The 13,890-nt window shown below is 59.7% G+C and carries 13 protein-coding genes; 7 read left to right on the top strand and 6 right to left on the bottom strand.

The features are described 5' to 3' along the window. Nucleotides 1–940 (bottom strand): o-succinylbenzoate synthase (locus NW833_RS10975; protein ID WP_414412487.1); only part of this gene is annotated, 940 nt, incomplete at its 3' end. A gap of 110 nt (nucleotides 941–1,050) precedes the next feature. On the opposite strand from NW833_RS10975, the gene trmH reads away from it, so the two are divergent. The 5 genes from trmH to NW833_RS10950 all read left to right on the top strand — a co-directional run bounded on the left by trmH (nucleotide 1,051) and on the right by NW833_RS10950 (nucleotide 5,778). Continuing rightward, complete coding sequence (trmH, locus tag NW833_RS10970) at nucleotides 1,051–1,635, top strand: tRNA (guanosine(18)-2'-O)-methyltransferase TrmH (RefSeq protein WP_414404988.1); 585 nt, start codon at nucleotides 1,051–1,053, stop codon at nucleotides 1,633–1,635. Between the two features lie 180 nt (nucleotides 1,636–1,815). Then, a complete protein-coding gene (locus tag NW833_RS10965; protein WP_414412486.1) occupies nucleotides 1,816–2,793 on the top strand; it encodes an alpha-ketoacid dehydrogenase subunit beta in 978 nt (325 codons plus the stop codon). Nucleotides 2,794–2,841: 48 nt separating this feature from the next. Then, complete coding sequence (locus NW833_RS10960; protein WP_414412485.1) at nucleotides 2,842–4,254, top strand: DUF3084 domain-containing protein; 1,413 nt, start codon at nucleotides 2,842–2,844, stop codon at nucleotides 4,252–4,254. Nucleotides 4,255–4,265: 11 nt separating this feature from the next. Next, a complete protein-coding gene (locus NW833_RS10955; RefSeq protein ID WP_414409996.1) occupies nucleotides 4,266–4,691 on the top strand; it encodes a resolvase in 426 nt (141 codons plus the stop codon). Continuing rightward, nucleotides 4,663–5,778 (top strand): extracellular solute-binding protein, encoded by a 1,116-nt coding sequence (locus NW833_RS10950; protein WP_414412484.1) that lies wholly within the window; start codon nucleotides 4,663–4,665, stop codon nucleotides 5,776–5,778. Before NW833_RS10955 ends, NW833_RS10950 begins: the two co-directional genes overlap by 29 nt. 11 nt (nucleotides 5,779–5,789) lie before the next feature. Here NW833_RS10950 and tig read toward each other — a convergent pair whose 3' ends face one another. The 3 genes from tig to ccsB all read right to left on the bottom strand — a co-directional run bounded on the left by tig (nucleotide 5,790) and on the right by ccsB (nucleotide 8,860). Beyond that, complete coding sequence (gene tig / locus NW833_RS10945; protein WP_414412483.1) at nucleotides 5,790–7,394, bottom strand: trigger factor; 1,605 nt, start codon at nucleotides 7,392–7,394, stop codon at nucleotides 5,790–5,792. Between the two features lie 58 nt (nucleotides 7,395–7,452). Further along, a complete protein-coding gene (locus NW833_RS10940; RefSeq protein ID WP_414396221.1) occupies nucleotides 7,453–7,836 on the bottom strand; it encodes a LapA family protein in 384 nt (127 codons plus the stop codon). A gap of 67 nt (nucleotides 7,837–7,903) precedes the next feature. After that, entirely contained in the window at nucleotides 7,904–8,860 is a 957-nt protein-coding gene (gene ccsB, locus NW833_RS10935) for a c-type cytochrome biogenesis protein CcsB (RefSeq protein WP_414412488.1), read from the bottom strand. Nucleotides 8,861–9,038: 178 nt separating this feature from the next. On the opposite strand from ccsB, the gene NW833_RS10930 reads away from it, so the two are divergent. Together NW833_RS10930 and NW833_RS10925 are read left to right on the top strand one after the other, a co-directional pair. Then, a complete protein-coding gene (locus NW833_RS10930) occupies nucleotides 9,039–10,445 on the top strand; it encodes a hypothetical protein (RefSeq protein WP_414412482.1) in 1,407 nt (468 codons plus the stop codon). Between the two features lie 631 nt (nucleotides 10,446–11,076). Next, on the top strand, nucleotides 11,077–12,033 hold the full coding sequence (locus NW833_RS10925) for a sigma-70 family RNA polymerase sigma factor (RefSeq protein ID WP_414412481.1): 957 nt from the start codon (nucleotides 11,077–11,079) through the stop codon (nucleotides 12,031–12,033). Here the strand turns inward: NW833_RS10925 and gcvT are convergent. Both gcvT and NW833_RS10915 read right to left on the bottom strand, forming a co-directional pair. Next, nucleotides 12,030–13,163: a glycine cleavage system aminomethyltransferase GcvT gene (gene gcvT, locus NW833_RS10920; protein ID WP_414412480.1), complete on the bottom strand. Its 1,134-nt coding sequence runs from the start codon at nucleotides 13,161–13,163 to the stop codon at nucleotides 12,030–12,032. The genes NW833_RS10925 and gcvT overlap by 4 nt on opposite strands. Nucleotides 13,164–13,216: 53 nt before the next feature. Continuing rightward, the coding region (locus tag NW833_RS10915) for an energy transducer TonB (protein WP_414412479.1) at nucleotides 13,217–13,890 on the bottom strand (674 nt) is incomplete at its 5' end.

The raw sequence follows: 13,890 nt of genomic DNA, 5'->3' as shown, positions 1-13,890 counted from the left end.
ACCCCCCTGGGGGACCCCCCCCCTGTAAAAGCCCCCCCACCCCCCACCCCACGGCCCTGGGGCAGGCGGTTTTTGCTTGCAGGGATCCTGCCCAAGCTAGCCCATGCCAAGCGCCGATAGGGGTTTCTAGGGCTGAGGAGAACACCAGATCCAAGCCCGGGTGTTGGCTGAGGTAGTCTCTAAGGGCAAGACCCGATCCCATCAAAGAGGGTTTGACCACCAGGATCCCTTGCCAGCCCGAGCGATGGACAGCTTGCAACTGCTCCAGGCCGACCACCGACTCATCCAGGGCAATGGGGGTTTGAAACTCGCGGCTAAGTTGGATTAAGTCAGCGTACTGCTCTGGCGGCAAAGGCTGCTCGAAGAACTCGATCTTGCCCGGCCACTCCCGATTGATCCGGTCGCAGAGATCCAGCCACTGCCGCGCCTCTGCTAAAGTCAAGCCGCCGTTGGCATCTAGCCGCAGCCGGGATCCCGCAGGCAACCGCTCCAGCCAGCTTTCTAGCTTCTTCCGCTCCGCTGCGAAGGGATCCATTCCCACCTTGCCCTTGTAAACTGGGTAGGAGCCGAAGGGGGTATCCTTCCCCAAAAGCCCACAAAAGGAAAGACCGGAGAGATCCCTATCTAGCCAGCCAGGATCCCGACAGGCCAGCCAGGCGCATTCCAGCCCAAAGCGGGTAGCAGGCAGCGCTGCCGGGATCTCCTTGATCTGCGCCTCCGAGAGCTCAGCCGGCAACTGCCGACAAAAGGCCAGGGCCTCCTCGAGGGTCTCACTGCCCAGCCAAGGAATGGGGGCTACCTCCCCGTAGCCCTGCTGCCCTGTCTCCAGGTCTGTCAGGCGGATTAGGATCCCTTCGCGGGTAGACCAGAGACCGTAGCGGGTGCGCAGGGGCTGCCGGAAAGGTTGCTGATAGCAGCAAACTTCAAGGCGGGCCAGCAATTTTCCGATCCCTGGGAACCCTGACCAAGAGCCATCTTACAGGCGGCAGAGCTGGGGTAGGTGCTAGTCCGATTTAGCGGCTAAAGCGAAGGTTTCTCCGGGAGGCACCCATGAAGGAGCGCACTCCAGAGAGGCGAAGGCGCTTGGAGGAGGTTTTAAGGCGGAGGCAGCCGGATCTCACGGTGCTTCTAGAGAACGTCCACAAACCCCACAATCTTTCCGCCATCCTGCGCACCTGCGATGCTGTGGGGGTGCTCAGAGTTCACGCCGTGAACCCCACGGAGGGTGTACCCACTTTCAACGAGACCAGCAGCGGCAGCCACAAGTGGGTCTACCTCAAGGTTCACCCCACCACGGAAGAGGCCTTCCAGCACCTCCGGGAAGAAGGCTTCCAAATCTATGCCACTGCCCTGAAGGAGGGGGCCCGCAGCTACCGGCAGGTGGACTACACCAAGCCCACCGCCATCGTCTTGGGAGCGGAGAAGTGGGGGGTTTCTGAGCAGGCCTTGGCCCTGGCTGACGCGCTCATCCACATCCCCATGCTGGGCATGGTGCAGAGCCTAAATGTCTCGGTGGCAGCAGCCGTGATTCTCTTTGAGGCTCAAAGACAAAGGCTCGAAGCAGGGCTTTACGACGCACCCCGCCTGGATCCCGAACTTTACCAGCAGATTTTGGAGGACTGGCTTATGAAGTAAATTTCCAAGGATCCCTCCGCAAAGCCCAGCAGGGCAAGGAAGGCAAGGCTACTTTGCCCCCAGCTAGTCGCAAAGGGCGCTTGCAAAAGGGTTGCTGCCGTTTGGGTGCATAGACGGAGTTCTCTCCCAGCGGCAAAGGGGTGGTTTAATGTAGAGACTAGTGAGCAGCAGTTGCCCCCTATGCCGGAGACTTTCCTCTACAGCGCCTTGCGTGCCGCCCTTGACGAAGAAATGGCCCGGGATCCCAACGTGTTTGTTTTGGGAGAAGATGTAGGCCACTACGGCGGCTCCTACAAAGTGACCAAAGACCTCTACCGCAAGTACGGGGAGATGCGCCTCCTGGACACCCCCATTTGCGAAAACAGCTTCACCGGCCTTGCCATTGGGGCAGCGATAACCGGCTTGCGCCCCGTGGTGGAAGGGATGAACATGGGTTTTCTGCTGCTGGCTTTTAACCAGATTGCCAACAATGCCGGCATGCTGCGCTACATGTCCGGCGGCAACTTCAAGGTCCCGATTGTCATCCGCGGACCTGGCGGCGTGGGCCGGCAGTTGGGGGCCGAGCACTCGCAGCGGCTGGAGGCCTACTTTCAAGCAGTGCCGGGGCTGAAGATCGTTGCCTGTTCCACTCCCTACAACGCCAAAGGTCTGCTCAAGTCGGCCATCCGCGACGACAACCCCGTCCTCTTCTTCGAACATGTTCTTCTCTACAACGTGAAGGGAGAGGTGCCAGAGGTGGAGTACCTTTTGCCCTTGAATAGGGCGGAAGTTGTCCGCTCTGGATCCGACGTTACCCTCCTCACCTACTCCCGTATGCGCTACCACGTGCTCAAGGCTGTGGATACCCTGGTAGCGCAGGAGATCGATCCTGAGGTGATTGATTTGATCTCCCTCAAGCCGCTGGATATGGAGACCATTGCAGCTTCGGTGCGCAAAACGCACCGAGTGGTCATTGTGGAGGAAGATGTAAAAACTGGCGGCATTGGGGCAGAGCTGACTGCGCGTATCATGGAAGAACTCTTCGACGAGCTGGATGCGCCAGTGGTGCGCTTGGCTTCCCAAGACATTCCCACTCCTTACAACGGCACCTTGGAAGCAGCCACCATCGTGCAGCCAGAAGATATTGTGGCAGCTGTGGAGCGGCTCCTCTACGCTTAAAACGCTTGCTAAATAGCGCCAAAAATTTCTCAAGTCCTCTGGGTGGCCTTGCTAAGATTTCCGTGGCAGGGATCCCGGGATATGCAGGGCGTACTGCTGATCCTCTACATGCTGTTTGTCAGTGGCCTGATTGCCGTGGTTGGGGATCGGGTTGGGTATCGCATTGGCAAAAAGCGCCTAACCTGGTTTAACCTCCGCCCTCGCCACACAGCTATTTTGGTAGCCGTGATTACGGGGGTGAGCATCTCAGCCCTGACCCTAGGCACGCTGCTGCTTCTAAACCGCTCGCTGTCAGAAGCCCTTTTTAGCTACACCAACCAAATTGCTCGGGCTAGGCAAGAGCTGCAGGCCCTCAATCGCCAAAAAGCTTGGCTGGAGACCGAGAATGCTGCCCTCAGGGCCGAGCGGGATCGCCTGCGGCTAGATCTGGATCGATTTCGCAGCCAGCAGTCGGCAGCCCAAACCCGCCTGAGTGAAGTTCAGGATCAACTGGCCGCAGCCCTGCAGGCCCGGCAGGAGGCCGAAGCCAAGCTGGCAGCAACCCAAGAGCAGCTGGCCCAGGTGCAGCCCAAGCTGGAGCAGGCCCAAGTAGAGCTGGCGGCGGTCAAGAAGGAGGTGGAATCGGCGCAGCAAACCATCGTCACCCTAAAGTCCCAAAAGCAGACCTTGCAGTTGGATCGGGATCAACTGGAGCGCTCCCTGAAGGCGGCGCAGGCAGCCCTAAACCAACTGGAGACCCAGAAAAACCAGCTCGAGGGGGAAATTGCCCAGCTCAGCCAGTTGGCAGTGCGGCTGCGGCGGGGCGAGCTTGCCATCTTGGCAGGCGAAGTCTTAGCTACAGGGGTAGTTCAGACCCCTGCCGGGGCAAAGCCAGAGACAGTCCGGCAGCAGTTTGAGCAACTGTTGGCGCAGGCAGAACAGCGGGCGCTGGCGCTGGGATCCCAGCCTATACCTCCTCTAGAAAACGCCATCCTCATCCGCCGCGAGGATGCGGATCGAGCTTTGAAAAAGCTGCAGGAAGCCGGCAGCTGGGCGGTGCGCATCCTCTCTCTCACCAACCGGCTCAAGGGTGAGCCTGTGCCTGTGGTGGTTCAGATTTACCCCAACCAGCGCCTCTTCGCCAAGGGGTCGGTGCTGGCCCAAGGAGTGATCCAGCCGGGCCTCAGCGAAAGTGAAATCCAGCAGCGGCTGCTGGAGCTGCTAAACGAGGCCAACCAGCGCTCCCAAGAAAAAGGTCTCCTTGCAGATCCCATCACTGGCACTGTCGGAGAGTTCTCCCAGGTCAAGTTTTTGGAAGTGGTGCAGCAGCTGCGCCAAAGCACCACCCCTCTGGATGTGAAGCTGGTGGCTGATGCCGACATCTACACGGCAGGGCCGCTGCGGGTGAGTTTTCTCATGGCGCAAGCCTCCAGCCAATACGGCTCTGCTCCAGCTCAGCTAAGAGGGCGCAGGGAGGGGTGAGGGTCAAGGAGATGGAGCGGGTATTAGTGGGTTTTGATCCAGGGCGGGACAAGTGCGGCCTTGCGGTTGTGCAAACCCAGCCAGCCTGGCAAGTTTTGCACCGGGAGGTGGTTCCTGCCCAAGAGGCCCTGCCCAGGTTGGGGGCTCTCTGGCAGCAGTTTGGAGCAGAGCGGCTCATCCTGGGGGATCAAACGACGGCGCGGCAGTGGAAGTCTCAACTGGAGCTGCTTCTTCCGCCGCACCAGATTGTCCTGGTGGACGAACGCCACAGCTCGGAAGAAGCCCGGCGGCGCTACTGGGAGGTTTACCGGCCGCGGTGGTGGCAGCACCTACTGCCCAAAGGGCTGCGACTGCCGGACAGGGCCTACGATGATCTGGTGGCCTTGATTCTGGTGGAGCGGTACTGGCGTGGGCAAAAGACAGCTAAGCCGACGTGAATTCCTCCTCCTAGCTGGGCTAGCGGTGGCCGGCTGTGGCGGGCCCAGGGCCCATTTGCCCCTCATCCTCGCCCTCAAGCCGGGGATCCCTCAGAGCTTAGTCAGCGAGTTTCGCCGTCGCACTCGGGCCCGCTTTCGGTTGCAGCTGGTGGATGAGCGAAGCCAGTTGTTGGCTTACCTGCGCCAAAGCCTTCAGCCACCCCAGCCCTCCTGGTGGCCTTTCAGCCAACGACTGCCGGTGCCAGCTCTCAGCCTGCTGGGGGCCGACGCTTTGGATTGGGCTCTGGCTGCCGGTTGGCTGGATCCCTTGCCGCGCAGTCTCTTGGGAGAACGCTGGCAGCAGTTGCATCCCCGTTGGCAAGCAGCAGCCCTGCGGGAGGGGCAGATCTGGGGTGTGCCCTGGCGCTGGGGGGTGACGGCCATTGCCTACCGCCGGGACCGGGTCAGCAAACCCCTCCAGGACTGGGCCGACCTGTGGCGGCCTGAGTTGGCTGGCAAGATCACGCTGCCGGATCACCCACGCGAGGTGATTGGGCTGACCCTAAAAAAGATGGGCCGCTCCTACAACGATCCCCTCGATCCGGAAGAAACCGAGTTGCGACGGGAGCTGGGATCCCTGCACCGTCAAGTTTTGGCCTATACCTCCGCTGACTATTTGCCCATGTTGCGCCTGGCCGATAGCTGGGTAGCTGTGGGCTGGTCGCAAGATCTCTACGCCACTCAGGCCAACTACCCCGAGTTGGAGGTGGTGATCCCGGCCTCGGGATCTGCTGTCTGGTGGGATGTCTGGGTGCGGCCTCGGGCTGCCCAGCCTCTCCCTGAAGAGCTGCAGGCGGAGCTGCCATCCCTGCTGGTCAACTGGATTGACTTTGTCTTAAATCCCGAGTTTGCCCCTCGCCTCGTCAATTTAAGCGGGATCCCTTCGGTGTTACCGCTGGACTTGAACCAACTTTCCCTGCGGCTGCGCCACCGGCCCGACTTCCACCCCTCCACCTGGGAACGGGCCGAGATCTGGCGGCCCTTGAGCCTGGCCGAAGCCGAGTCCTACCTCCGCCTCTGGGATCAGATGCGGCGCGGCCTCCTGTAGCTTGACCGCTTTTACTTGACCTTTTTGCTCTTTCTACCCGACTTGGGCTTGTCCTGGACGGCCGATTCGGCTTCTCGATCTAAGCTCTCCCCAGAGGCAGAGGCTGGTTCCGACTCTGGAGCGGCAACTGTGGCGGTTTCTGTGGCTACTCCTGAAGGGGGTTCTGCCACAGCCTCAGCTGGGGCTGTAGAAGCCTCAAGGCTTGCTGCTGCCAGTACCGACCCAGCCTTTTCTTCGAAGTCTTCGCCTTTAGCCCCGACGGGAAGGGGGGGTGCCTCGGTGGGATTGCCCTCGCTATCGACCCAGTTGACCGTGGTTTGAGACTTCAACCAGGCCATCACCTTACGAGTAAGCAAATTTTCGTAAATGACCTGGCGTGTCCGCTCCCGATCCAGCTTTTGGCCCTGCTGAGCGTAGGCCTTCATCACCGCTTCCATTTCCACTTCCAATTCAGTGGGGCCGACGGCAATTTGCTCCTGCCGGACGATGGCGCTGAGAGCAAAGGCGCGGCGCAGCCGGTCGATGGCCTCAGCTCGGTGGCGCTCCCTCAATTGGTTGAGAGTCTCAGGTGGCAGTTGAGCCAGGAGCTTGCGGATTTCTCCCGGGGCAACCCTTGCTTGCTGCTGCAGCGACTGCAGGTCTTGAGCTAGCAGCTGCGTTATCTCTTGCTCAACAAGGCTCTCGGGCAGATCCACCTCGGTGGTTGCTAAAATGGCGTTGAGGATGGCCGTTTCAAGGTTTTCTTCGGATTGTCTTAGGGCATCTTGCTCAAGGCGCTTTTTCAGGTGTTCCCGCAGCTCCGCCACCGTCTGGAAGTTGCTGACTTCCTGGACAAAGGCATCGTCTAGCTCCGGCAGCTCTTTGGTTTTGATCTCCTTGAGGCAGACGGTAAAGGTAACCGTTTTCCCAGCCAGCTCTTTTCTAAAGTAATCCTCGGGCAGGGTGGCAGTGATCTCCTTAGTCTCGTCGAGCTGCATGCCCACAACGCCTGCTACAAAGCCGGGAATGAAGTTTTCCTCTTTCAGCTCCAGTTGCAAGTCTTGGGCGGCGAGCTCCTTGAGGGGATTGCCCTCGGCGTCGCGGGCTTGGAAATCCAGCACCACCACGTCCCCCAACTGGGCAGGCCGATCCTCCACAGGCAAGAGGGTAGCCCGCTGATCTCGCAGCTTTTCGATGAGGCGGTCGACTTCCTCAGGCTTGACGTCAACCCGGGTTGCCGTAACCGTCAGCCCTTTGTACTGGCCAACGCGAGCCTCAGGGTACACTTCCACATACCCTGAGAAGCTGAACTCGGCTTCTGGGTTAAAGCGCTCCAGAAGCTGCTTCACCTCTTCATCCAGCTCAAACTGGCCGATGGGGGTGACTTGAGCCTCCTGGAGAACCTCCTGGATAGCCTCCTGGATTAGGTCGTCGATAGCACTGGCAATAACCCGCTCGCGGCCCACCTGGCGCACTACCAGGTTGCGAGGGGCCTTGCCCTTGCGAAACCCCGGGATCTGGATGTTCCGCTCCAGTTGGCGCAGGGTTTTTTCGTAAGAGCGCTTAACCCGGTCAGCTTCCACCACGATCTTGAAGCCAAGCCGGCTACCAGGGCGCTTTTCTTGAGTAACCTGCATAGGTGCTAGTGCAAAGGCAAATAGAGGCTCAATTGTACCGCAAAGACCAATGGAAAACCTAGGCAGGGGATCCCTCGGTGGTCACTTCCTTAACCTCTTGGAGGTCTTCCTGAGGCTCAGCTCGTTTGCTGGGGGGCAGTTGCTTAACTTTTGCCTCCAGCTCCACCACCATTTCCTTCAGCTCGCTGATGGCCACTTCCTTCTCTTGCAGTTGCCGATTTTTCTCGCGGGCTTCGAGGCTAAATTGCAGCCGCATCCAGAGGCCATAGATCCAGGCCAAGGCAGCGCCAATCCCAGCAGAAGCCAAAAGCTCAATCACTAGCGGGCTCTCGATGCTGACGCCAGGGGCAAAGGTAATCGTTACCGGGTTGGCGTTTTGCATGGCAAAGAGGGCCACACCCAGGAGGGCCGAGAAAAAGATTAGGTAGTTAAACAGACGCATGCCGTTTTCCTCAAATCAAAGGTATCCACGACGACTTGCCAGCACCAGAGTCAATGGGGCGGCGGACCTAAAAGAACCAGCCGTAGCTGTGTAAGCCTTTGCCCAAAAAGTTCACTCCCAGGTAACAAACCCAAACCACCCCAAAGCCCAAGCTGGCTAGAAGCGCAGGACGCCTGCCCTGCCAGCCCTTGGTGATGCGGGCGTGTAGATAGGCAGCAAAAACCAACCAGGTAATCAAGGCCCAGGTTTCCTTGGGATCCCAGCTCCAGTAGGTACCCCAGGCCTCGTTGGCCCAGACGGCCCCGGCAATAATGCCAATGGTAAGTAGCGGAAAGCCCAGCCCGATGAAGCGGTAGCTGGCGTTGTCTAAGATCTCGGCCAGGCTCAGTTGTTGCCGAGGGATCTCCTCTGGAGTCGGCTGGGGAGGAAGTTCAGTCCTGGCACGGGCTATCAGCTCCGGCTGGACTGCAGCTTGGGACGGGCGAAATTGCAGGCCAAGGGAGTTGCCCTTGAGCTGTACCTCCTGGCCACGGGTGAGGATGAGAAAGGCCATGGCCAACAGGGAGCCCACCAAGAGGGCTGCGTAGGCCAACAGCATGACGCTGACATGCATCATCAGCCAGTTGGACTGCAGAGCTGGCACCAGCGGCTGGGCTGCCTGCATATCCTCCGGCAAGGCCAAGGCGGCAAAGGCAACAATGCCTGTCGCTAATGGGGCAGTCATCACTCCCACCCAACGGCGGCGAGTCCACTGGAGAGCCACTAGGTGCAAGGCAGTGATCCCCCAGGCCAAGAAAAACAAAGACTCGTACAAATTGCTCAAAGGGAAGTAGCCGGCATCGATCCAGCGGGCCGTCAACAGAGCAGCTATTGTCAAGTTGGCCCCCACCATTCCTGCCAAGCCCAGTTCGGCCAAAAGGGGCACTTGGGGAAAAGCTGCCCCACCCCAGTAAAAGAGCATGGCCCCCAGACAAATGGCAAAGGCCAGGGTGTTGAGGAGAGCTTGCCACTGAGTGAGATCCAAGCCCGCGAGCGCTATCGTCGCTGCCAAGCAACTCATAGATGACCCCAAAGCTTTTCCGGACAGGACCAAGCCTGCCGATCCCATTCTAGGGCGGGGAAGGGATCCTCCCCAAAGGACACATCCTGGTAATGTGAGGATGGCTTGTCTGCGGCTTGGCAAGTGTTGGAATGGGAGGCTCATGCAAGAACACGCGGGAAGTGCCAGCTTGAAGGCATGGGGATTGAGATGGTGGATGGTGCTGTTGGCAGCTTTGGTGCTGGTTGGCTGTGGGGGATCTGCGCCCAAGCAACCCCAGGAGCACCAACCACCTCAGCTCGAGCGGGTGCCAACGCCAACAGAAATTGCCAAGCTGGATGCCTACTTGCAGCACTATCGCCCGCAGGTGCAGATCCTCAGCCCACAACCTGGCGAGATCTTGCCAGAGCGCCAGGTCACGGTTCGCTTTGCAGTACGAGGGTACCCGATTTTTAAGGATCCGCAACTGGGTCTTGGTCCCCATTTGCATGTGGTTCTGGACAACCAGCCTTACATTTCTCACTACGACGCTGATGCCCCTCTTGTTTTTGAGGATTTGGAACCGGGATCCCATACGCTGCGGGTGTTTGCCGTCAAGCCCTGGCACGAGAGCTTTAAAAACTCCGAAGCCTACGCTCAAGTCAGCTTCCATGTGCTAGCTCCCACGCCAGAATACGTGCCGCAGCCGCAGTTGCCTCTTCTCACCTACAGCTCTCCCAGCGGCAGCTACGGAGCTGAGCCAATCCTGGTCGATTTTTGGCTTGCCAATGCCCCCGTGCGGGAGAGCTTGCTGGCTGACCTACCCCGTGACTGGCGCATCCGCTACACTCTCAACGGTCAGTCTGGCCTGCTGGATCGCTGGGAGTCTTTTTACCTGAAGGGCTGGAAGCCTGGCCGCAACGTGATGGTAGTGGAGCTGGTTGACAGCAAAGGGGATCCCATCCGCAATGTGTTGAACAGCGCTGCCCGCGAGATCACCTACACCCCCGGGGGCCAAGATACCCTCTCCAAGCTGATCCGAGGAGAGCTGAAAGCGGAAGAGGCCCTGGCTATCGTACAGCCCCAGCCCACCCCGACTCCGACGCCTACCCCTACTCCGACACCCACGCCCGCCCCGACTCCAACACCCACTCCCACTCTAGGTCCAACACCGACTCCCACTTCGACTCTGACGCCCACTCTGACTCCGACACCTACTCCCACTCCCACTCCTACTCCGACACCCACCCCTACCCCTACGCTGACCCCAACTCCACCGCTGGCACCCACACCTACACCAGAGTCGTCACCTACGCCCGCGCCGCGCCGTCGTCCGACGCCAGAAGCGATTCTGGCCGAGCCTACCCCTCCGTCTCCAGCAGAGACCACGGCTAAGCCAACGCCCAGGCCCACACCGACCCCAACACCCACGCCCAGATCTCAGCCAGAGGCTACCCCTTTGCCGCGGCTGACACCCATTCCGTTGGCGGAGCGGCAGGTGCGGCCCCAGGGACTGCGACTTTTCCCACCTGGGCTGCGCAGCCCTTACTCAGGCAATAAGCTGCGGCGGGAGCTCAGCTCTGAGGGCTGACCCCATATCTAGTGCCTGAATCCTCGGTATACTCTAAACTTGGGAGAGCGCAGTCATGGCTTTTCCTGGAGCCAGCTTTGGCTGGTTTCAGGTTGAGGCTACTTGAAAGCTCGAGGTAGCTGCTGGCCTTTTTCAGGATTTTGCTGAGCAAGCCCCTAAAGCTAGCTGCTGTCGGAAGCAGGTGCCGGATCGCTGCAATCAAATGTCCGTGCCCATACAGATATCCTCAAGCATTTTTCTGGACTTTTTGTCTTAGCCCGAAGGAATATGGCTCTCAGGAAGTATCCGATATTAAGCTATTTTTTCCCATTTATTTCTATGAGCTTTTCTCTTGGCTAGGGAAGTTGGTTTATCTTTCGCAACATCTACTGGTAGAGTTGTACGTCCAAAAGGTCAGTTTGAAAACACTTTAGGTAGAGCCAGGCGAGACAGGCTCAGTAAGTTTTCTGAACTAGGCGTTTACCAGAAGTTCAAATTTTGAAGTGCCAAAACCTTTACAGAAAGTCTGCCCTTCTGGTATGAAGGAGATGCTGCTTGCAGAGCGGTCAACTTCTCCTGCTAGGGGAAAGGCCTAAAGCAACAGGAGAGGCGAAAGCCCGGACAGGGCGTAGTTTAGGGTGTGGGGTTGGATATGCCGGAAAGTCTTGACCTGCAAGATGCAGTAGGCCGTTTCTTGAAAATCATTGGTCGCTACTCGTTGCTCAGCCCTGAAGAGGAGCTTCGCCTGGCCTACCAGGTACAGCGAATGATGGCCCTCCTGGAACAGCGGCGGCAGGATGAGTCGCTCGAGGACTGGAGCCGACGGGTGGGGATCCCCGTGGAAGAGCTGCAGCGGATCCTACAGGAGGGGGAAGCGGCCAAAAGGCGCATGGTGGAGTGCAACCTACGCCTAGTGGTATCGATTGCTAAGCGCTACCGCAACCGCGGCTTGCCGTTTTTGGATCTCATCCAAGAGGGCACCATCGGCCTCACCCGCGCCGTGGAAAAGTTTGATCCCACGCGAGGGTACAAGTTCTCCACCTACGCTACCTGGTGGATCCGGCAGAGCGTAAACCGCGGCATCCAAAACAAAGGGCGCCTCATTCGTCTGCCTGCCCACATGTACGAGAAGGTCTCCCAGGTGAAGCGGCGCTACCGCGAGCTATCCGCTCAGAAGGGATCCCGACCTGCAGCCGAAGAAGTTTTCGATTCGCTGGATATTGGCGACAACTACCGCGAGCTGATCACCCGCCACATGGCCGAGATCTGTTCCCTCAACGTGAGTGTGGGCGATGAGGACGGCACGGAGCTGCAGCACTTTATCCCCGACGAAGACAACGATCCGGTCGAGCATCTCACTCGGATTGCCCGTTGGGAGGAAGTCCGCGCCCTTGTGAGGCAACTGAGCGAACGCGAGCAGCAGGTCATCGTAGCCCGCTACGGCCTAGATGGAGCCAAGAGGATGACGCTGCGCGAGATCGGGGAGCACATTGGCCTGTCGCGGGAGCGGGTACGGCAAATTGAGCGGCGGGCCCTGCGGAAGTTGCGGCGGCTGCAGCAGGAATACTCCACCCCCAAGACTGGCAAACGGCTCAATCCCTCCAACTAGGCCGGGGCCTGCCTCCGGTAAAAGGGCTTTTTCACCACCTCGGCAAGCCGGCGCTGGCCCCGAATCTCAATCTCCAGCCGGGATCCCACCTCGGCCCAAGTCGAATCCACGTACCCCAGGCCAATGCCATAGCCCAAGGTGGGAGAGTGGGTGCCGCTGGTTACCCGGCCAATCGGCTGAGAGGAGTTGGGAGCATAGATGGCATAGCCGCTGCGGGGAATGGCTCGATCCAGCATGCGAAATCCCACCAGACGACGAGGGATCCCCTCGGCCCGCTGGTTTTCTAGCGCCGCCTTGCCTAGGTACTCTGCCGGGTTGTTGACCAGCCAGCCCAGGTCGGCTTCGAGAGGAGTGGTGCTCTCATCTATGTCTTGCCCGTAGAGGCAAAAGCCAGCCTCCAACCGCAGCGTATCGCGGCAGCCCAAGCCACAGGGCTGGACTCCTGCCTGCACCAGTTGCTCCCAGAGCCAGCGGCCGTCTGAGGGACTGAGCAGGAGCTCAAAGCCATCTTCGCCGGTGTAGCCGGTGCGGGCCACAAAGACACTTGCCTCTGCGGAGCTCTCCCCTTGAGGAGCTTTAGGGATAAACTGCCCATGTTGAAATCGGCGTAAAGCTTTCAAGGATCCCTCTAGAAAAGGCTGCAAAACCTCTTCCGCTGCCGGCCCCTGGACGGCCAGCAACACGTGGGACGCCGTGCGGTCTTGAAGTTCTAGGCCAGGGATCCCTTGCTGCTGCAGCCACTCCCTGTCTTTCTGGCAGGTGGCCGCGTTGACGATCAGGCTCCAGTGCTCCAGCTCTCCTTCCGGTGGATGCCGGTAGAAGATGACGTCGTCCACAATGCCCCCCAGGGGGTTGAGCAAAACCGTGTAGCGAGCAGAGCCCACCCGCACAGCGCTGAGATCGCTGGGCACGAGACGGCTGAGGTGGGATCCCAGCTCCGGTCCCCAAAGGGTGAACTTGCCCATGTGAGAGATGTCGAATATCCCCGCCTGCTCCCGCACCGCCCGATGCTCAGCCACCACACCCTGGTAGTACAGCGGCATTTCCCATCCGGCAAAGGAGACAAAACGCGCCCCCAAGGCTTGGTGCAAGGGGAACAGGGGGGTGCACTGCAGCGGCGTTTGGCTCATGAAGGGAGCTTTAAACCCAACCTCGTACCTTTCTTGGAGCTGGCTTCAGGGGTCTAGTTGGCAGATCCGTCCACCGTCAACTGGCCCAAGACGTTGATGTCGAAGGTGAAGTTGATCGTCACCGAGTTGCCCTCATAGGCCTCAGGCAGGGGCAAAAAGGGTGCTGCCCGCTGAATTGCCGTCAGCGCCGCGTCGTCGGTTTGTTGGCTGCCGGAAGTGCGGGCCAGGCGAATGCTCTGCAGCTCGCCACCCCGACCCACCGTGAAGATCACTACGGTGCGGCGGGAAGTGCCGGTCTGGCCTGGGATCCAATTCTGTTCCACCTTGCGCTGCAAAGCTGCCAGCCAGGGGCCCCAATCCACATTGGCCCGCGCCGCCACACTGGGAGGGTTGGGAGCCGACTGGGTGGGGTTGGCCAAGCCGCTGGCTCCTCTGCCCTGGATCCCACCTCCATCGCTGGGCGCAGAAGCGCTAATAGGAGGCCCCAACTCGGAAGCAGCGGAGGGCCGCTCGCCAAGGGAAACCTCTGTCGGCGGTTGGGGAGCAGGCGCAAGGGGCTGCAATTGATTGGGATCCGAGGCCCGCTCTCTGGGCTGCGCAGGCGGAGCAGGAGGAGCAGCCGCCACAGGTGGCGGAGTCTGAGTGGGAGTGGGTTTGGGGGCTGCGGTAGGTGGAGGCGGCGCTGCCGTTGGCGTTGCCCTGGACCAGGCTCTTATACACATATGAA

This window comes from Synechococcus sp. O70.1, assembly GCF_047462215.1.
GTDB lineage: Bacteria > Cyanobacteriota > Cyanobacteriia > Thermostichales > Thermostichaceae > Thermostichus.
This window is presented reverse-complemented; position numbering and strand designations above follow the sequence as displayed.

Bases quoted from the DNA above. Each gene is read 5' to 3' on its own strand.
- trmH (WP_414404988.1), top strand. From the start codon at position 1,051: ATGAAGGAGCGCACTCCAGAGAGGCGAAGGCGCTTGGAGGAGGTTTTA.
- NW833_RS10965 (WP_414412486.1), top strand. From the start codon at position 1,816: ATGCCGGAGACTTTCCTCTACAGCGCCTTGCGTGCCGCCCTTGACGAA.
- NW833_RS10955 (WP_414409996.1), top strand. From the start codon at position 4,266: ATGGAGCGGGTATTAGTGGGTTTTGATCCAGGGCGGGACAAGTGCGGC.
- tig (WP_414412483.1), bottom strand. From the start codon at position 7,394: ATGCAGGTTACTCAAGAAAAGCGCCCTGGTAGCCGGCTTGGCTTCAAG.
- NW833_RS10940 (WP_414396221.1), bottom strand. From the start codon at position 7,836: ATGCGTCTGTTTAACTACCTAATCTTTTTCTCGGCCCTCCTGGGTGTG.
- NW833_RS10930 (WP_414412482.1), top strand. From the start codon at position 9,039: ATGCAAGAACACGCGGGAAGTGCCAGCTTGAAGGCATGGGGATTGAGA.
- NW833_RS10925 (WP_414412481.1), top strand. From the start codon at position 11,077: ATGCCGGAAAGTCTTGACCTGCAAGATGCAGTAGGCCGTTTCTTGAAA.
- gcvT (WP_414412480.1), bottom strand. From the start codon at position 13,163: ATGAGCCAAACGCCGCTGCAGTGCACCCCCCTGTTCCCCTTGCACCAA.